Origin of the sequence: Marinovum sp. 2_MG-2023, from assembly GCF_030548265.1 — a bacterium.
In the GTDB taxonomy this organism is placed as follows: Bacteria; Pseudomonadota; Alphaproteobacteria; order Rhodobacterales; family Rhodobacteraceae; genus Marinovum.
This window is the reverse complement of record NZ_JAUOSD010000010.1, coordinates 40,285-59,154: the sequence shown is the minus strand read 5'-3', so window position 1 is coordinate 59,154 and position 18,870 is coordinate 40,285. Positions and strand designations below refer to the sequence as shown.

16 protein-coding genes and 1 other annotated feature are annotated in these 18,870 nt (G+C 62.1%); of the genes, 6 read left to right on the top strand and 10 right to left on the bottom strand.

Features of this window, described 5'->3' with window-relative positions:
- Window positions 1-66: 66 nt before the first annotated feature.
- The gene (locus Q4577_RS12850; protein ID WP_303469613.1) at window positions 67-1,320 is read right to left on the bottom strand and encodes an extracellular solute-binding protein; all 1,254 of its coding nucleotides are present in this window, start codon (window positions 1,318-1,320) and stop codon (window positions 67-69) included.
- 104 nt (window positions 1,321-1,424) lie between these two features.
- Here Q4577_RS12850 and Q4577_RS12845 point away from each other — a divergent pair, with 104 nt between their 5' ends.
- Genes Q4577_RS12845 through Q4577_RS12835 form a run of 3 tightly spaced genes read left to right on the top strand, consistent with a single transcriptional unit; the run spans window position 1,425 to window position 5,841 of the window.
- The gene (locus Q4577_RS12845; RefSeq protein ID WP_303469612.1) at window positions 1,425-2,609 is read left to right on the top strand and encodes an ROK family transcriptional regulator; all 1,185 of its coding nucleotides are present in this window, start codon (window positions 1,425-1,427) and stop codon (window positions 2,607-2,609) included.
- Between the two features lie 3 nt (window positions 2,610-2,612).
- A complete protein-coding gene (locus tag Q4577_RS12840) occupies window positions 2,613-4,928 on the top strand; it encodes a PIG-L family deacetylase (RefSeq protein ID WP_303469611.1) in 2,316 nt (771 codons plus the stop codon).
- Entirely contained in the window at window positions 4,912-5,841 is a 930-nt protein-coding gene (locus tag Q4577_RS12835) for a DMT family transporter (RefSeq protein ID WP_303469609.1), read from the top strand. The genes Q4577_RS12840 and Q4577_RS12835 overlap by 17 nt, the downstream gene beginning before the upstream one ends.
- A 64-nt stretch (window positions 5,842-5,905) precedes the next feature.
- Here Q4577_RS12835 and Q4577_RS12830 read toward each other — a convergent pair whose 3' ends face one another.
- Together Q4577_RS12830 and Q4577_RS12825 are read right to left on the bottom strand one after the other, a co-directional pair.
- The gene (locus Q4577_RS12830) at window positions 5,906-6,757 is read right to left on the bottom strand and encodes a universal stress protein (RefSeq protein WP_303469607.1); all 852 of its coding nucleotides are present in this window, start codon (window positions 6,755-6,757) and stop codon (window positions 5,906-5,908) included.
- 12 nt (window positions 6,758-6,769) lie between these two features.
- Window positions 6,770-8,266 (bottom strand): SulP family inorganic anion transporter, encoded by a 1,497-nt coding sequence (locus Q4577_RS12825; RefSeq protein WP_303469606.1) that lies wholly within the window; start codon window positions 8,264-8,266, stop codon window positions 6,770-6,772.
- 72 nt (window positions 8,267-8,338) lie between these two features.
- Window positions 8,339-8,394 (bottom strand) — a sequence feature (sul1 is cis-regulatory element that is thought to sense ions involved in sulfur or methionine metabolism; They are found in Alphaproteobacteria).
- 274 nt (window positions 8,395-8,668) lie between these two features.
- Between Q4577_RS12825 and Q4577_RS12820 the strand changes: the two genes are divergently transcribed.
- Window positions 8,669-8,962, top strand: coding sequence for a hypothetical protein (locus Q4577_RS12820; RefSeq protein WP_244690868.1), 294 nt, complete (start codon window positions 8,669-8,671; stop codon window positions 8,960-8,962).
- Window positions 8,963-8,993: 31 nt separating this feature from the next.
- On the opposite strand, the gene Q4577_RS12815 is transcribed toward Q4577_RS12820, so the two are convergent.
- The 7 genes from Q4577_RS12815 to Q4577_RS12785 all read right to left on the bottom strand — a co-directional run bounded on the left by Q4577_RS12815 (window position 8,994) and on the right by Q4577_RS12785 (window position 15,660).
- On the bottom strand, window positions 8,994-9,731 hold the full coding sequence (locus Q4577_RS12815) for an RES family NAD+ phosphorylase (protein ID WP_303469605.1): 738 nt from the start codon (window positions 9,729-9,731) through the stop codon (window positions 8,994-8,996).
- Window positions 9,728-10,117 carry an MbcA/ParS/Xre antitoxin family protein gene (locus tag Q4577_RS12810; RefSeq protein ID WP_303469603.1) on the bottom strand — a complete coding sequence of 130 codons (390 nt, stop codon included), beginning with the start codon at window positions 10,115-10,117 and terminating at the stop codon, window positions 9,728-9,730. The genes Q4577_RS12815 and Q4577_RS12810 overlap by 4 nt, the downstream gene beginning before the upstream one ends.
- A gap of 108 nt (window positions 10,118-10,225) precedes the next feature.
- The gene (locus Q4577_RS12805) at window positions 10,226-11,719 is read right to left on the bottom strand and encodes a UxaA family hydrolase (RefSeq protein WP_303469601.1); all 1,494 of its coding nucleotides are present in this window, start codon (window positions 11,717-11,719) and stop codon (window positions 10,226-10,228) included.
- Window positions 11,716-12,828, bottom strand: coding sequence for a mannitol dehydrogenase family protein (locus tag Q4577_RS12800; protein WP_303469600.1), 1,113 nt, complete (start codon window positions 12,826-12,828; stop codon window positions 11,716-11,718). Before Q4577_RS12800 ends, Q4577_RS12805 begins: the two co-directional genes overlap by 4 nt.
- Window positions 12,821-13,825: a zinc-binding alcohol dehydrogenase family protein gene (locus tag Q4577_RS12795; protein WP_303469598.1), complete on the bottom strand. Its 1,005-nt coding sequence runs from the start codon at window positions 13,823-13,825 to the stop codon at window positions 12,821-12,823. The genes Q4577_RS12800 and Q4577_RS12795 overlap by 8 nt, the downstream gene beginning before the upstream one ends.
- A gap of 130 nt (window positions 13,826-13,955) precedes the next feature.
- A complete protein-coding gene (locus tag Q4577_RS12790; protein WP_303469597.1) occupies window positions 13,956-14,681 on the bottom strand; it encodes a FadR/GntR family transcriptional regulator in 726 nt (241 codons plus the stop codon).
- Between the two features lie 256 nt (window positions 14,682-14,937).
- The gene (locus Q4577_RS12785; protein WP_303469596.1) at window positions 14,938-15,660 is read right to left on the bottom strand and encodes a TetR/AcrR family transcriptional regulator; all 723 of its coding nucleotides are present in this window, start codon (window positions 15,658-15,660) and stop codon (window positions 14,938-14,940) included.
- A 133-nt stretch (window positions 15,661-15,793) separates the two neighbouring features.
- Between Q4577_RS12785 and Q4577_RS12780 the strand changes: the two genes are divergently transcribed.
- Window positions 15,794-16,702 (top strand): shikimate dehydrogenase, encoded by a 909-nt coding sequence (locus tag Q4577_RS12780; protein WP_303469594.1) that lies wholly within the window; start codon window positions 15,794-15,796, stop codon window positions 16,700-16,702.
- A 102-nt stretch (window positions 16,703-16,804) separates the two neighbouring features.
- Window positions 16,805-18,691, top strand: a complete 1,887-nt coding sequence (locus tag Q4577_RS12775; protein WP_303469592.1) for a bifunctional sugar phosphate isomerase/epimerase/4-hydroxyphenylpyruvate dioxygenase family protein — start codon at window positions 16,805-16,807, stop codon at window positions 18,689-18,691.
- Window positions 18,692-18,870 lie beyond the last annotated feature (179 nt).

Below are 18,870 nucleotides of genomic sequence, written 5' to 3'. Positions count from 1 at the left end.
TGACATGGCGCAGGCGCCATAGGACGCGGCCCGAGGGGGGCGTTCCCCCCCCGGACCACAGGGGAATTATTCGTAATATTCGTCCAGGATGGCCTGCTCTGCCGCCGCCGCTTCGGCGATGCTGTCCGCCACGCTCTGATCGGTCAGGAACACCCGCTCGACCATTTCCACCATCTGCTGGCGTTGTGCGCTTTCATTGGCGAATTTGGTGGTATGGGCATAGGCAAGCCCGCGAATGAAGGGGCCGAACACCTCGTCATTGGCATTGGCGTCGGTCATGCCGACCGATGGTTTCGCGGGCAATTCGCCCACCACATCCAGCCAGACCTGCATCGCCTCATCCGAGGTCAGATAGGTCATCAGCTTCTTCGCCGCCTCAAGCTTTTCGCCCTCGGCCTTGGACGTGATGCCATTGACCCAATAAGAGGAATAGTTCGACCGCTCGCCTTCGGCATTGGCCGGCAATTCCGCCACACCCCATTTCAGACCCCGCACCGTGTCCAGCGCGCCGATACGGAACGATCCGTCGATATGCATACAGGCGCGGCTTGCCTTGAACGCGGCTTGTGGTTCATCCATGAACCCGGACTGCGTCACACCGTGATCGCGCGACAGGCCGATATAGAAATCCAGCGCCTTTTGCCCGGCTTCGTCGTCATAGGTCACTTTGGTGTAATCTTCGCCATAAGGCTCGCCGCCCATCTGCCGCACCAGCACTTCGCGGAACCAATGGTGATCCTGCGCGGTCATGCCGGTGGTGAACCCGACCTGTGTCAGATTGCCCGCGCCATCGCGTTTGGTACAGGCTTTGGCCACTTCGACCAATTCCTCCAGCGTTTCGGGCGGGCCTTCGATCCCGGCCTCGTCAAACAGCCGTTCGTTATAGAACAGCGCCAGCGACCGCACCGCCGTGGGCAGCGCATAATACTGGCCGTCCTTTTTCATCGCCTGCACCATGGGGAAGAATTCCGCATCCACCACGGCAGGATCAAATGTGTCGGTCGGCAGCGGCTGGATCAAACCGGCCTCGATATAGTCGTTCAGCCAGCCATAAAACAATTGCACCACATCCGGGCCTTCACCGGCGGGGATCGCTGCGGCGACCTTGGTGCGGTAATCCGCATAGGGGAAATGCGACATTTTCACAGTGATGTCGGGGTTCGCCGCTTCGAAATTCTCGATCAGCTGGTCCATCGCCGTGACCCGCGCCTCAAAGAAATACTGCCAATATTCGATCTCGACCGCATGGGCCGCAGTCGAAAACAGCCCCGCCGCAACGGTCATGCCGCCATAGACCATCTGTCTCAGCTTGTTTGTCATTGGTCGTCTCCCTGAATGTAGTTTTTCTGACATTCTTATGAATTGTTCCTCAGGATTAACTCAACTTGATTGAGCACTCAAGATATTTGAGTTATTAAGAGGTCATGCAAATAATTCCGCCCAAATCTCAGGCACCGGCCCAGCGCAGCCCCAAGGGGGCGAATGCCGAACGGTCCCGCAACCTGAACCGTCAAAACGTTCTGGGCCGCATTCATGCCGCCGGCGCCCGTGGCAGAGCAGAGCTGGCCCGCGATCTGGGCCTGTCTACACAGGCGGTTTCAAACATAATTTCCGACCTGATGGCCGAGGGTCTGGTGCGCGAAATGGGCACGCGTGCCGGCGCGCGTGGCCTGCCTGCGGTGCTCTACGGGCTGGACCCGGTCGGGGGGTTTGCACTGGGGGTGGAAATCCGGCCAGATGCGTTTTTCATCGCCTTGGTCGATCTTGCAGGGCACCAGATTGTCGCCAGCCGCAGCACAATTTCCGATCCCCGCCCGGATCAGGTCGCCCGGGCGATTCGCACCCGGCGCGATGCCCTGATCGCCAAGGCCGGCATCGCCCCGGACCGGTTGATCGGCACCGGTATCGTCATGCCCGGCCCCTTTGGCCGCACCGGCCTGTCCGGTCTGTCGGCGGATCTTCCCGGATGGGAAGACACCGATCCCGGCACGCTTCTGTCCGAGGCGCTGGAAGGTCCGGTTGAAATCGCCAATGACGCCAATGCCGCCGCCATGGCCGAACGGCTTGGCGGGGTGGCGCAGGGCGTCGGCAGTTTTGCCTATCTCTATTTCGGCACCGGTCTGGGGCTTGGCATCATTCACAATGGCCAATTGGTCACCGGCGCCTTTGGCAATGCGGGCGAAATCGGCCAGCTGCCGATCCACGGCCCGGATGGCACCGCCCCGCTTGAATCCCGGCTCAGCCGCCTGTCGGTCAATCAATCGCTGGGTCGCCGTCTGGATATTGCCGACCTTGACCGGCTGTTTCAACAGGGCGACCCCGACCTTTCCCGCTGGCTGGATCAGGCGCGCAGCGCCCTGTCCCAAGCGGCCGGCATTGTTGAAAACCTGTTTGACCCGGCGACAATTGTGCTTGGCGGCGCCATGCCCGACGCGCTTCTGGATGCGCTGATTTCTGGCGCGGTGCTGCCGGATCGCTCTGTGGCCAACCGCCCCGAACACCCCCTGCCCCGCATGATGCGCGGCCAGTCGGGACGCATGACCGCCACGCTTGGCGCGGCGGCGCTTGTTCTCGACCGTCTTTTCACCCCCAATCAATATGCGATCTGACACATGCCCCTGACCGACCAAACCCGCATCGCGCGCCAGGCCGCGCAACCCCGAATCCTGCGTCTGTGGCGGGCGCTTGTGCCGCTGACCTCGACCGTCAGCTTCATGAACACCGGCGCACATCCCGATGACGAAACCTCGGCCATGCTGGCGGCGATGGGATTTCGCGATGGCGTGGATCTGTCTTATGCCTGTTCCACCCGGGGCGAAGGCGGCCAGAACGACATCGGCACCGAAGCGACCGAGGCGCTTGGCGTCTTGCGCACCGCCGAAATGGAACGCGCCTCAGATGCGCTGAACCTGCGGATGTACTGGCTGTCGCAATCGCCCGATGACACGATCTTTGATTTCGGCTTTTCCAAATCCGGCAAGGAAACTCTGGCAAAATGGGACGAGTCCCGAACGCTGGCGCGCTTTGTCGACATCCTGCGGCTGGAACGCCCCGACATCATCTGCCCGACCTTTCTGGATATTCCCGGTCAACACGGCCACCACCGCGCCATGACCGAGGCCGCGCATCGCGTCTTTGATCTGGCGGCGGACCCCACCTATGGCGGCAGCACCCTGCCGGTCTGGCAGGTCAAGAAACTCTATCTTCCGGCGTGGTCCGGCGCGGGTCAGGCCTATGACGACGATCTGCCCCCGCCCCCGGCGACGCTGACCGTGTCCGCCGACGGGATCGAGGAAATCACCGGCACCAGCTATGCCATGCTGGGCCAGCACAGCCGCGCCTTTCACAAGACCCAGGCCATGGGAAATTGGGTCGCCCCGGGCGCGGAACGCAACTGGCCGCTGCATCTGGCCAACCGCCGCACGACCGGCCCCGACACCACAATTGCCGACGGTTTGCCACAAACGCTCGCGGATCTGGGCAATGCCGCCGCCCAGGCCCATATCGACGCCGCTTTGGCCGCTTTCCCCGATCGCCGCGCCGTGGTGGCGGAATTGTCCGCCGCCCATGGCGCGCTGGATCTCGCAGCCTGCCCGCCCGATCTGCACCACAAGCAGAGGCGCAAACAACAGCAACTGGCCACCGCCCTGCGCATCGCCGCCGGGGTCGAGCTGCGCGCCACGCTGGATCGCGACACCCTGCGCCCCGGCGACAGCACCGGGTTTCAGGTGGAACAGCGTGCGGGCGTTGCCGATCAATTGCGCCATGCGCCCGCCTTGCCCGACGGCTGGCTCCAAGCCGACGATACACTGAGTGTGACCCCCGACGCCCCGCTGGCCGATCCCTATCCCGACAGCTATCTGCCCGACGCCCCGCGCGCGCCCTGTGTCGAGGTTGCGATCACCACCGCCGGCGTCACCAGCACAACCTATGTGCCGTTTGAAACCCCGCCACTGGTTCTGCCCGCCACATCGGCACGGCTGACGCCGATGCTGGATGTGGTCAACCGCCGCGCGCCCGCACGGGACATAGATCTGCACCTGCGCGACATTCACCCCACCGGCGCAACACCCACGCTGGATCTGCCCGCCGGGTGGAGCGCCAAGGAAAACGACACCGGCCTGTCCGTGACCCTGCCCGCCGATGTCGCAACGGGGCGCCATGATCTGCCTCTGCGGCTGAACGGTGATCTGGCCCAGACCCAGCGCCAAATCGCCCACGACCATATCGACCCGCGTGCATTGATCACCCCGGCACAGATGCAGCTGTCCGTGATTGACGCCGCCCTGCCCGAGGCCCGCATCGGCTATATCGGTGGCGGCAACGACCGGGTCGATCATTGGCTGGATCGGATGGGCGCGGATGTCACCGCCCTCAGCGACGATCAGATTGCCAGCGACAGCGCATTAGCCGGGTTTGACACCCTTGTCATCGGCATCTTTGCCATGCGGTTCCGCCCGGCGCTGGCCCCGGCCATGCCACGGCTGCACGATTGGGTCAAAAACGGCGGCACGCTGGTCACGCTCTACCATCGTCCCTGGGACAATTGGCACCCCGACACCACGCCCCCCGCACCGCTGGAAATCGGCCAACCGTCGCTGCGCTGGCGGGTTACCGATGAAAACGCCAAGGTCACGCCGCTGGCCGATCACCCGCTGTTGTCCCATCCCAACCAAATCACCGAGGCGGACTGGGCCGGCTGGCACAAGGAACGCGGGCTGTATTTCGCCAAGCGCTGGGACACAGCCTATACCCCACTTCTGGAAATGGCCGACCCCGACGAAGACCCGCATCACGGCGCGCTGTTGGTGGCCGACATCGGCAAGGGGCGGCACGTGCATTGCGCCCTGATCCTGCATCACCAGATGGAAAAAGGTGTGCCGGGCGCATTCCGGCTTATGGCCAACCTCTGTGCCCCGCGCGGTTGATCCGCCCCGCCCGGCGCTGCAACCCGACCCCGACAATCGCTTGGGCGGCATGTGGCTTCTGGCGGATATGGCGCTGAACATCTGGTCGCTGTCGATCGTCAAGGCGCTGGGGCTGGGCTATGCCTCTAGCCAGATCGTGTTTCTGCGCGCGCTGGTCGGCATGGTGCTGATGGCGCCCTGGGTCTGGCGGCGGCGGGCGGATTTCCTCGCCATTGCCGATCCCGGCCTGCATCTGCTGCGGGTGGTGTTTGCCACCGGCGCCCTGACGCTGAATTTCTATGCCATGCCGCGCCTGCAATTTGCACTGGTCTCGGCCATCGGCTTTACCCGCCCGGCCCTGATGATGATCCTTGCTGCGCTGGTCCTGGGCGAACGCATCAGCCTGACCCGGTGGCTGGCGGCGGCGGTGGCCTTTGTCGGGGTGTTGATCGCGTTGAACCCTGGCCAGATCGACCTGAACTGGGCGGTGCCGGCCATGTTTGGCGGGGTGCTCTGTGGGGTGGCCGCGGTGACCACAACCCGCCGATTGCGCGCCGCGCCGGTGGTGGTCCTGATGGGGTTTTACACGCTGGGCCTGACCGCATTCAGCGCGCCGATGGCCTGGCTCCACTGGACGCCAATTGCATCGCAGCATCTGCTTGCCCTGCTAAGCATCGGGGTCTTTGCGCAATGTGCACAGTTCTGTTTCCTGAACGCGCACCGTCTGGCCGAGGCCAGCTTTCTCGGGATTTTGGGCTATCTCAGCCTGATCCTGTCAACCAGCGTCGGCTATCTGGTATTTGACGAGGTGCCATCGCCGGGCTTCTGGATTGGCGCGGCGCTGATCCTTGGGGCCGCTTCGGTCCTGCGAACCGGAAGACCGCTGCGCAGCGGTGATACATCCGGGGCTGGTAAATTCGGGGCGGGCAAATAGATCACCGCACCCGAAAACCCGCCCTAAATCCCCGCAAGCCGCCGCAAGCAGACAATCCGCCAATTCACCGATAAAGCAACACCGGGATCTTGACCGATTGGATCATGGCCGTGGTGGTCGACCCGATGATCAGACGTCTGATCCGGCTGTGCCCATAGGCCCCCATGACCAAAAGGTCGAAACCTTCTTTGCGAACCAACTCGCCCAGAACCTCCTCCGGGTCGCCGGTGGCGGTGCGCGCCGATGCCGTGATATCGACCGAGCGAAGCTTTGCCACCGCCTCGCCTGCGGTTTGGCGGGCGCGGGCATCATCCTGCGCCACACAAAGCACACAGACGTCAAGATCGCTGAAAACCGGGCTGATCGACATACGTTCGATGGCGACCTTGGCGCTGGCGCTACCGTCATAGGCCACCAGAACCCTGGAAATTGGCCGAAACTCGCGCGAGGCAACAAAAACCGGCACCTTTGAGACCCGCACAACCCGTTCCAGGTTCGACCCCAGATGGCCCGAGGCGAAATCCGCCCCTTCGCCGCGTTTGCCGATGGTGATGGCGCGAATGTCGCCCTCAAGCGCGCGCACCGCATCCAGAAGATCGCCCCGGCGCAGCCGCAGATCGACCGATGGAACCCCGTCCTGTTCCAGGATCGCTTTTGCGTCCTCCAGGATGGCATGGCCTTTGGCCTGCGCCAGTTTCGCGCGCTTTGCGTCCAGCCCGGCAAGCTCCTCCAGCAGGGCCGATCGCGCCCCAAGACTGAGCGCGCCGGAAAGATTGGTCGAGGCCGCGCCCTCGCGGCGGCCCAGCACATGCATCGCCACAACCCCGGCATTCAACTTCTGCGCAATCCAGGCCGTGTGATGACAGACGCTTTCGGAATAGGCCGACCCGTCCAGCAATGTCAGTATCTTGTCCATGGTTTTCCCCCCTCAGTGTCCCATCAACCTGTCCATCGCGCCCGGCTTGTCATGAATGGCAAGCTTGTCGACGAGCGTTTCTGTGGCCGAATTCATACCGACCACCTCGACCTCGGCGCCGTCGCGGCGGAATTTCAGGATCGCCATGTCCAGCGCCTGAACCGAACTGATATCCCAGATATGCGCGCGACTCACGTCGATGATGACACGATCCAGCGCCTCGCGGAAATCGAAAGCATCTGCGAAATCTTCGACCGACCCATAGAACAGCTGCCCCTCAAGCAGATAGGTGCGTTCGCGCCCATCCGCAGACAGGCTGGAAGAGATGCGGAAAAGCTGGGCAATCTTGCCCGCAAAGAAGATCCCCGACAGCAGCACCCCGACCAGCACCCCAATGGCAAGATTGTGGGTATAAACCACGGTCACCACGGTTGCGATCATCACGATCGAGGACGAGCGCGGATGCACCCGCAGCGCCTTGATCGACGACCAGGAAAAGGTGCCAATCGACACCATGATCATGATCGCCACCAGCGCCGGCATCGGAATGCGCGCCACATGATCGCCCAGCCCCACAACCAGCACCAACAGGACCGCCCCGGCGGTAAAGGCCGAAAGCCGCCCGCGCCCCCCGGATTTCACATTGATGATGGATTGGCCAATCATCGCACAGCCCGCCATGCCGCCGATAAACCCGGTTGCGGTATTGGCAATGCCCTGACCGATACATTCCTGATTGCGGTTGGATCTGGTGTCGGTCAAATCATCGACGATGTTCTGGGTCATCAGGCTTTCCAACAGACCCACCACCGCAACCGCGGCGGAATAGGGAAAGATGATCACAAGCGTCTCGAATGTCAGCGGAATATCCGGGATCAGAAACACCGGCAGCGTATCCGGCAATGCGCCCATGTCGCCCACCGTGCGGACATCCCAGCCCATGACCAGAACGACCAGCGTCAACAAAACGATGGTCACCAAAGGCGAGGGCACCGCCGTCGTGATCCGGGGAAAGAGATAGATGATCGCCAGCCCGACAGCGACAAGCGCATAGGTCAGCCATGTCACCCCGGCGTTGGCCGGGTTCAGCTCCGGCAATTGCGCCATAAAGATCAGGATCGCCAGCGCGTTCACAAAACCGGTCATCACCGATTTCGACACATAGCGCATGAAACGCCCAAGTTTCAGCAGCCCGGCGCCGATCTGCAACAACCCGGCCAGAACGGTTGCGGCCAACAGATATTCAAGACCGTATTCCTTGACCAGCGTCACCATAAGCACCGCGGTCGCGGCGGTGGCGGCCGAAATCATGCCGGGCCGCCCGCCGGTAAAGGCGATGATCACCGCAATCGAGAAAGAGGCATAAAGACCCACCTTGGGGTCCACGCCCGCAATGATGGAAAATGCGATCGCCTCGGGGATGAGGGCCAGCGCAACAACAATCCCCGCCAGCACATCGCCGCGTATATTGCCGAACCATTGCTGTCGGTAGTCAGAAAGTGAAATCATAAGAGCAATCCAAGACCCTGTGCCAGAGCGTCTGTGACAAGACGGACGGCGGCGTTTTTCGGGAATTTTCAGGGTTGTCCGGCGGATCAGCGGCCGGAAGAGCCACCCGGGATTTCACCGGGTCCTAACGTTCATGTGGCTGGATAGACCCGATTTCGCCGCAGATTTCAAGCTTTACCACAGTTGCGCCCCAGCTGGCCGATGTCGGCCCTGTGCTGACGTGGTGCTGGCATGGTGCCAAATGCGGCGTGATCCCCGGTGCCGCCCGCCAGATCGCCAAGGGGCAAACGCCCGCCGCCAAAACACCGATTTCGCCAGCTGAATGCCCCGATTTTCGCCGGGGCCTTGATTTTGTTCTTGTTCTGTTCTATGTTCATTTCAAGCCGAAAGGAGAACGTTTCAATGGAAAATTCCAGTTACACCCTGCCCGCGACGCCCCGACAGATTGCCTATGCCCGGTCACTAGCACAGCGGAACCGGATCTCGTTGCCTTGGGAGGTTCAGCAGGATCGCCGCGCGCTCAGCGCTTGGATTGATGCCCAGACCAAGGTCAAGCCTGCCCCGCAGGACGGTCGCCCGACATCGAAACAGGTCGCTTTTGCGGAACGTCTGGCCCGGATCAAGCAACGTGCCGTGCCGGACGAATGTTTTCGCGACAAAGGGCTGATGTCGAAATGGATCGACGGCAACCGCTAAGGTCGGGGTTTATGGGTCTGGACCCCGACGATCAGGCCACCGCATTGATCGCGTAATCCGGCGTGCCGTCCCACACCAGATCCCAGGATGCGCCGGGGCGCACATTCTGGATCGCACGGGGATCAAAACACACAAGACAGTTTTTACCGCCCCCCAGATCACCCCCGAGATCGCCCGCCAGATCGCTGCCCGGTGCGCGCACAGATGGGTAAATCAACCCGCGCGACCCCCGACGGCGAAGATGCTGCGCAAGGCTCTGACCTTCGGGATAACCAACCTCCGGGTCGGCATGAAGCGCCGGGTGATCCGGTTCATCGGTCATATCGTCAAAGACCCCGATGAAATCCGCCAGCAGCTCGACATAGCGGGCGCTGTCGTCATAACAGCCAGTAAACCCCAGCTCCCTTGTCCGGTGCCAGGCCACTTCGCTGACCGACACCATCACATTCCAGGCGCAATACCACGCGCCGCGCGCTTCGGTGTTGAAACGATTGCCCCCCGCGCGGGTATAGGTGAAGGCCGCATTGATATGGCTGTCACCATACAGCCGCAAATCGTGGCTTCGGCGCTGCCAGGCCAATTCACGCGGGTCCAGATGCGGGTTGCGGCCCCGTTCCGCCAAAAGCCGCCCGCTGGTCAAACCTTCGATCTCGGCAAGAATATCAAGCTCATCATCACTATCGACAAGCCCGCGCAGCGCCGGCGGTTTGTGATAGGTCGCAGGCAAAAGGCGCACCAGACCGCGATCGGAAATTTCTGCCTGTTTCATGCCCCACCGCGCAGCGCGTCAAGATAGGTACGAATGGCAATAATCTGCGGCAGCCCACCCTCTATCGCCACATCAACTGGCCGCTGACCACCAAACAACGGCCCGGTGTTTGGCCGCGTGAACCAGCTTTTGGCCAATGGATCGGAAAAATACAGCTCCAGCGATTTATAGATGCCAATCACCGCGCTGAGCCGCAGCAGCTGATCCTTGGTCAGCTCACCCGCAAACCCCGGCTTTCTGGCGCGTTTCCATGTGCTTTCGGACATATCCGCAAGCCGCGCGGCATCCTTCACACCAAAGGCCCAGGCGTCGACAATGCGCGCATAGGCTTTGAGCGCAATTGCGTTCACCTGCACCGGTTCGCGGGTCTTGTCGGCCACATGCATCGCGGATCTCCTTCGCCTACAAAATAGGTTCATATGATCGGAAAGTAAAGACCATATGAACCCACCGTCAGGCAAAGCCACCTCAAAGAGACCGCCGCAAAAACCGCGCTACAGCACCGCGCCGATCTTCCACGGCACAAACTCATTGTCGCCATAGCCCAATTCCTCGGACGCGGTTGTGTCGCCCGACGCCATATCAAGGATACGGTGATAGATTTGCAGACCCATCTCGGAAATCGCCACGCCCTCGCCGATGATCACACCGCAATCAAGATCAATGTCTTCGGGCATGGATTTGGCAAGCTCGGTGTTGGACGCAAGTTTCAGCGACGGCGTCGGTTTATACCCGGCACAAGACCCGCGCCCGGTGGTGAAACACAGCGCATTGGCCCCCGCCGCGACCTGCCCGGTGGCCACCACCGGATCATAGCCGGGGGAATCCATATAGACAAAACCCGGTCCCTCGATACGCGCGCCATAGGCAAACGCCCCCGACACCGGCGACAGCCCACCCTTGGCCACCGCGCCAAGCGATTTTTCCAGAATGGTGGTCAGCCCGCCGCGTTTGTTGCCGGGCGAGGGGTTGTTGTCCAGCGTGGTGCCATTGCGTTCGGCATAGTCGCGCCACCACGAAATCATATCGCGGATTTTCTGGCCCGCCCCCGCATCCGCACGCGCGATCAACAGATGTTCCGCGCCATAGATTTCCGGCGTCTCAGACAGGATCGACGTCCCCCCCGCCGCAACCAACAGATCCGAGGCATGGCCAAGCGCCGGGTTGCAGGTGATGCCGGAAAACCCGTCGGACCCGCCACATTGCATGCCAAGCACCAGTTTTGACACCGGCTGGCTGGACCGGCGGTCCTCATTGGCGGCCGCCGCAATCGGTTCCAAAAGCTCAAGCGCGCGGCGCACACCGGACCGCGACCCGCCGACCTCCTGGATATTGAAGGTCTGAAAACGTTCCTGTGCCCATTCGGTCGGCTTGTAGAGGGTCAGCTGGTTGACCTCACAGCCCAGCCCGACAATCAGAACACCACCAAAATTCGGATGATCGCGATAGCCCTTCAACACCCGGACCAGCGCGTCAAACCCCACGCCCTTATGCGCCATGCCACAGCCCTGATCATGGATGATCGGCGCAAACCCGTCGATGCCGGGAATCTTCGGCAGCAATGTGCGGTTGGCCTCGGCGGCGATGGCGTTGCACACGGTCGTAGAGCAATTGACCGAGGCGATGATGCCGATAAAATTGCGGGTGCCGACGCGGCCATCGGGGCGCAAATACCCGTCAAAGGTGTTGCGCGTCGGCGCATCCGGCAACGCCCCGGACGACACCGCCATTTCCGCATGATCTTGCGGCATGGTGCAATTGTAGCTGTGCACCAGCGCGCCGGCCGCGATGTCCTGCGACGCGATGCCCATCATCTGGCCGTATTTGACGATGGGATCGCCTTTGGCCATGGCGCGCCGGGCGATCTTGTGCCCGCGCCCGACCGCTTCGCGCGCCACAAGGCCGTCGCGCGCCTCGCCTTCGGGCCAATCCACAAGGGCAACCGCCACGCTGTCTTCGGGCGACAGAATGATCAGGCCCGCACTCATTTGGCACCGCCTGCTGCGATGATGGCATCCAGCCTCGGCGCCGCGAAATCCGGCGCTTCGGCGCGCACCCAATCCACAAACGGCGCAATGCGGCGTGCGATTTTCTGTTCGTGGTTCTGGGCGATGTCGGACAGCCGGTGATGCAGAAACGGATTGCGGAACCGCTCGAACGTGGCGGCGGCATAATCGCGGGCCTCGGCCTCCATGCCGCGCAGGGCAAAACCGGGCAGGACTTCGTCCTGCAAGATCGCCTCGACCGCGCGGCCAATGTCCCCCGCCAGCGCCGCATCAACGGTCAGCTCCGTATCCCCGCCAGCGTCACGCCAGATCTGAACCATCGCCGTATGACCCAGGTTGAGGATGTGCAATTTCAACCGCTCGATCCGCTCCAGATCATCCACCACCTGAATCGAGGCATGCTTTGTTGGCGCCTCCAGCCCCGGCTGGGCCTCAATCGCCCAAAGCGCATAGGGTTCGGCCACCGCGCCAGCCGGTTCAATCGGCTCTGACACAATGCGATCGACCAGCGAATTGACCCAGCGACAATCGCCCAACCAGGTCACAAGCGAACCAGAGGCATTCTGCGCCGCCGCAATCTCAAGCACCCGCGCCCGAAGCACCGCACCGTTTTCCGGCACCAGTTCCATCGGAAAGATATCAAGCGGCGCGCCCCCCGCGCCATGACGCGCGGCCAGAAGATGGAAAAGCTTGGCAGGATAGCTCATGTCCTGATCCGGGCTGGCCCCGGCATCGGCGGGGCGCGGTTCATACCCACGGTCGCCGGTGTTGGACAGGATGATTTTCGCCTCTTCGGTGATCACGCGGCTGATTTCATCCCAATCGGTGGCGGTGGCCAGCGTGCGCTTGACCGAGGTCACACGCCGCTCTTCGTCCAGCGTTTCACCGCCCTGAACCCCGCGAATGCGCACCGGATACCCCTCTGCCGCAGCCAGATGCGCCAGACGCCGGGCACGGTCGGGATCGCCGGAAGATTGCACCACGGTAATGGCGCGCGGCGGTGTGCCTTCGTGAAAGAAAAGATCGGCATGCGCCTGCAGGAACCGCGAGGTGCCGAATTGAACGACGGGGGTTTTGAAAGTCTCAGACATGGATCAGCGCCTTTACCACAGTGCCCCGGTCCTCTGACCATTTGGGCAAATCCGTTACAGCATCGTCGAACGTCGTGCTGTGCGATGCAAAGGCGTCAATCGGCACAAGACCGCGCGCCATGCAGGACATGACATGTTCGAAATCCGCTTTCAGCGCGTTGCGGCTGGCAATCAGCGTGGTTTCGCGCTTGTGAAAGTCCGGGTCGGCAAAGCACAGATCGCCCTTGACCACCGACAGCAACACATATGACCCGCCATGGGCCACGAATTTCAACCCGGCATTCATCGCACCGATATTGCCGGTGGCGTCGAACACGGTTTCAAACATGTCTTCGCCCGCCGCATCCACGCTCTGACAGATCGCATCCGGCAGGATCGCACGCGCCAGCGCCAGCCGCTCGGCCGAGGTGTCGCGCACCGTCACCGTTGCGCCCGCGACCTGCGCAAAAAGCGCCGCGCCCAACCCGATCGGCCCCGCGCCAACCACCAGCGCGGTTGAACCCTCGGCCACCTGCCCCCGGCGCACACCATGCGCGCCAATCGCCAGAAATTCGACCATTGCAGCGGCCTTTGGCTCCACTCCTTCGGCGGGATAGGCATTGGCCTCCGGGATCACGATTTCCTCACACATGCCGCCATCGCGGTGCACCCCAAGAACGCCGATGTTTTCACAACAGTTCGGCTTGCCGATGGTGCAGGCATGACAGGTGCCGCAGGTGACATAGGGGTTGACCACCACCAGATCGCCGCGCCTGATACGACCATCGCTGCTGTCTTCCATCGCCCGCGCCGCAAGCTCATGGCCCATGGTGCGCGGATAGGACAGGAACGGCTGCTGGCCCTTGTAGATATGGTAATCGGTGCCGCAGATGCCGATCACCTCGACCTTCAGACGGATATGGCCGGGCTGGTCCGCGGGACGGGGCTGCGTCACCAGGTCAAGCTTGCCCGGCTCGGCACAGACAAGCGCGCGCATTGGGGTGTCTAAATCTTTCATGGGGTATCCTTTGCGGTCAAATCAGTGCCAGCGACAATCCCGGGATCCCGCTTGCCAACCAGACCGGCCGCCCCGGTAAGGTGGTTCAGAAATCGCATGTCAGTCTCCGGTGTTTGCGTTCTTTTCGGGGTCATGTCGCCTTTTCAGACGGCCATATTTCGGACGGCGCATCGGCACCGCCGCTTTCGGCCAGCCACACCGCAAGCGTGTCTGCGGAATGCTGGAAATGTGCGCCCAGCACGTCGGCCATGTCTTCTGGATCGCGCCGCCCCAGCGCCGCAATGATGGCTTCGTGGTGATCGCTGGCGGCATTGGTTGCGGGCGTTTGTGATTTGCCAACCTCAAGGTAAAACCGCAGCGGTTCCGACATCACACGATACATCCGGCTCAGCACGTCATTGCGGGCCGCGTCGATCAACGCCAGGTGAAACCGGTAATCCTGTTCTGCGGACTCAGAGGTCGTCAGCGCCTTGCGCATCGCGCGATTGGCCACATCCAGCGCGGCAATATCACCGTCGGTCGCATTGTGCACGATCAGCGGCACCGCGCCGGTTTCAATGATCCGGCGAAAGTTCAGCACATCAACAAAGGTCCGCGACGACGCGGCAAAGAACTGGCTGAAACCACGAAACATGGTTTCGAAATCGGGCTTTGTCACCTGTGGCCCGCGTTTGGTTTTGCGCACCAGTTGAAAGGCTTCGAGATGGATGATGGTTTCGCGGATCGTGTTGCGCGACACGCCGAACCGCTCGGCCAAATCGCGTTCGGTCGGCAGGAAATCCCCTGTCTCATACTCATTCACGATCTCGCGTCTGAGCACCTCTCTAATTTCATCAACTGCGGACTGGCCGGCCATCGAGTCACCCTTACTTTGGTTGGACCATAGGACCAAGGATGCAGAGACGCAACCCCGGCCCCGCCAAACGACAGCGCCTTGACGGCAATACTCACAGCGCGATCACAGGATTGCGGAGGGGCACGCAGAAGCCGGAAAATGGGCGGTCAACGCGACAGGCAAAAGCAAAAGGCCCCGCAAATCGAACTTTGCGAGACCTTGATTATACACAAGCAATTGACCCAACCGGCGCGGCGAAGCCGCTATGCGCCCGTGGTCATTTGCCGCCTGTCCGGTCTGTACCCGCCGGCCTGCGGGCGGCCTCAACCAGCATCCGCACCAGATCATCCCGCAGCGCCACCTGAGTGTCCGGGGTGAACAGCGCCGCCCCAAACAGCGCCGAAAAGGTCGGCCGGTTCGACACATTGAAAAAGCTGAAGGCCGAAATCTGCCAATGCAGCTGCATCGGGTCCAGATCCGCCCGCAGGCTGCCGTCCTGCGCCCCGCGCCGACAGATCTCTGTCAGCTGGTCAATTGCCGCGCCGTTCAACGCACGGATCATATCCGACGCACCGACAAATTCCGCATTATGGATGTTTTCGATCATCACCATGCGAATGAAATCCGGGTTGGCCCGGTGGTGGTCAAAGGTGAATTCCGCAAGCTTCGCCAGCGCCTCTGCGGCGGGCAGATGGTCGAGGTTCAGCCCCTCCTCGCCCTTGCGCACCTCGGCATAGGCGGCCTCCAGCGCGCGGGCATAGAGCCCGTTCTTGTCGCCGAAATAATAGTAAATCATCCGCTTTGACGTCTGTGTGCGCGCCGCAATGGCATCCACCCGGGCGCCCGACAATCCACGGTCGGCAAATTCCGAAATCGCATTGATCACGATATCGCGCTGCACCGCGTCCGGGTTCTGTTTCCAGCGGGGCCGCCGGGGTGCGCGCTTTTTCTTGTCCGGCTTGCCCGTATCGGGCGCGGGGTGTTTGGCGGGCTCTGGCATCCTGTCCTCCGTCTGCCTGTGCTAACATCGGTCAATTTAACCGTCTAGTACAAAATGATTGACCAAATTAACCAAATGGTACAAAAAGACCCTCACCCACGGGAATCATCACACGACAGTTCAGGGGCGCGACATGCAGGAACCATCACCGGCGCAGGCCGACACCAGGACGCCGCAACACCTCCGGGTTGGACTGGTGGGCAAGGGGATTCAGGGCTCTCGCACCCCCCGCATGCACATAGCCGAGGGCGCGGCCCAGGGCCTGAACCTGCACTATGATCTGTTCGACACCGACCAGATGCCGCCCGACACCCCGCTGACCCGGATCGTCGATCAGGCGGAAACAGACGGCTATGCCGGGCTGAACATCACCTTCCCCTACAAGCAAGAGGTGCTGGCCCTCACCGATCGGCTGTCCGATGCCGCACGGCGGGTGGGCGCGGTGAACACGCTGGTGTTTCGCGATGGCAAACGTCTGGGGCACAACACCGACTTTTCCGGCTTTGCCGAAGGTCTGCGCCGGGGCCTGCCCGATGTCACGCCGCGCCGGGTGTTGCTGGTTGGGGCCGGCGGTGCGGGCGGGGCATTGGCCCATGCGCTTCACGACATGGGCGCCACCGATCTGATGATCACCGACCGCCGGATCGAGGCCGCCGTCGCCCTGGCCGAGGCGGTGAATGCCGCCGCCAACACCCCCGTGGCCCATACTGTGGCCCGCGCCGTGCCCCATACCAAAAATCACATTGCCCCCGCCATCGAACAGGCCGAGGGCATCGTCAACGCCACCCCGATGGGCATGGCAAAACTGCCCGGCACCCCCATCGACACCACCCTGCTGACAGACCGCCATTGGGTTGGCGACATCGTCTATTTCCCGCGTGAAACCGAATTTCTGCGCGCCGCCCGCGCCCGGGGCTGTCGCACGGTGGATGGCTCCGGCATGGCGGTGTTTCAGGCCGTGCGCGCCTTTCACCTCTTTACCGGCTTGACCGCCGATGACCGCCGCATGCGGGCCACTTTCGAAAGCTTTGAAACCGCATGACGGCGCGGCCGACCATATTCCACCCGGCCATATCCCGTCCCCGCCCTGCCCCGTCTAGCCAAACCCGTCTTGCCAAACCCGCCGGCCCCCGAGGATTGCAAAATGAAAACATCAATTGCCACCGTCTCGATCTCCGGCAACCTCCCAGAGAAGCTCGAGGCCATCGCCGCCGCCGGTTTTGATGGCATCGAGATCTTCGAACAGGATTTCATCGCCCATGACGGCAATCCGCGCGATGTCGGCAACCTGATCCGGGACATGGGGCTGACGATCACCCTGTTTCAACCGTTCCGCGATTTCGAAGGTCTGCCAGACCCTTACCGGGCCAAGGCCTTTGACCGTGCCGAACGCAAATTCGACCTGATGCAGGAGTTGGGCACCGATCTTGTGCTGGTCTGTTCCTCCTGTCACCCAAAGGCGCTTGGCGGTATCGACCGGGCAGCGGCGGATTTCCACGAGCTGGGCGAACGTGCCGCCGCCCGTGATCTGCGCATCGGATACGAGGCCCTGGCCTGGGGCACCCATGTCAATGATCACCGCGATGCCTGGGAAATCGTGCGCCGCGCCGATCATGCCAATGTCGGCCTGATCCTCGACAGTTTTCACACCCTCGCGCGTAAAATCGACCCCGACACGATCCGCCGCATTCCCGGTGACAAGATCTTCTTTGTCCAGCTCGCCGATGCGCCCCTGATCGACATGGATCTGCTCTATTGGTCGCGCCATTTCCGCAATATGCCGGGCGAAGGCGACCTGCCGGTGACCGATTTCATGCGCGCGGTGATGGCGACGGGCTATGCCGGGCCGGTGTCACTGGAAATCTTCAACGACCAGTTTCGCGGCGGCAGCCCGCATTCCATCGCCCGCGATGGTCATCGCGCGCTGGTGGCGTTGATGGATGATGTCCGCCGCCAGGAACCGACCAACGCCGTCGACCTGCCACAGATGCCGCCGCGCATTGCCGTCGACGGGGTGGCCTTTGTCGAATTCACCAGTCGCGGCGCCGAGGCCGAGGCGCTGGAAACCATCCTGCAAACCCTCGGCTTTGCCCGCTCCGGCAGCCATATCGCCAAGAAACTGACGCTCTGGACCCAGGGCGACATCCGCATTGTCGTCAACCGGGAAACCACCGGTTTTGCCAGCAGCGCCTATAACGTGCATGGCACAACGGTGTGTGACATCGGCCTTGGCGTGGAAAACGCCCATGCCACGGTGGCCCGCGCCATCCGGCTTGGCGCCAACCCCTTTCACCAACCGCTTGGCCCCGGCGAACTCGACATTCCGGCGATCCGCGGGCGCAGCGGCAGCCTGTTGCATTTCATCGACGCCACCAGCGGCCTTGACCGGGTCTGGTCGCTGGAATTCACCCGCGCCGACACCGCCGCATCTGATGTCGGGCTGAAACGCATCGACCATCTGGCGCAAACCATGAGCTATGATGAAATGCTCAGCTGGTCGCTGTTCTATTCCTCGCTGTTCGACATGGGAAAATCCGCCATCGTCGATGTGGTCGACCCGGACGGGCTGGTGCGCAGTCAGGCGCTGGAAACCGCAACCGGCACCTTTCGCATCACACTGAATGGCGCGGAAACCCACCGCACCATGGCGGGCAATTTCCTCGCCGACAGCTTTGGTGCCTCGGTCCAGCATATCGCATTGGCCAGCGACGACATCTTTGCCACCTCTGATGCCTTGGCCGCCAAGGGGTTCACACCGCTGGCCATATCGGACAATTACTATGCTGATCTGGCCGCGCGCTTTGACCTCTCCCCCAGCATGTTACAAAAGCTGCAAGCCGGTAATATCCTCTATGACGAAGACGCCAATGGCGCGTTTTTTCAGATCTATGCGCGCCCCTTTGCCGGCGGCATGTTTTTCGAAATCGTCGAGCGGCGCGGCGGATATGCCGGATATGGCGCGCCAAACGCCCCCTTTCGGATTGCCGCACAAAAACGTCTGATGCGGACCAAGGGCATGCCCCGCACGTGATCTAGCGGTTCCATGTTGTCGCAATCAGTCTGGCGCGCCGGCCGCAAACCATGCGATCTATCGTGTCAGACAGACCTTTGCTGACAGAGAGGGGGACCAGACATGCCCACCACGGACCTTTTGCAACACCGGCGGACATGGCACCCCCCTGCCCCGATCCTGACTCTGAATCTGGCCCC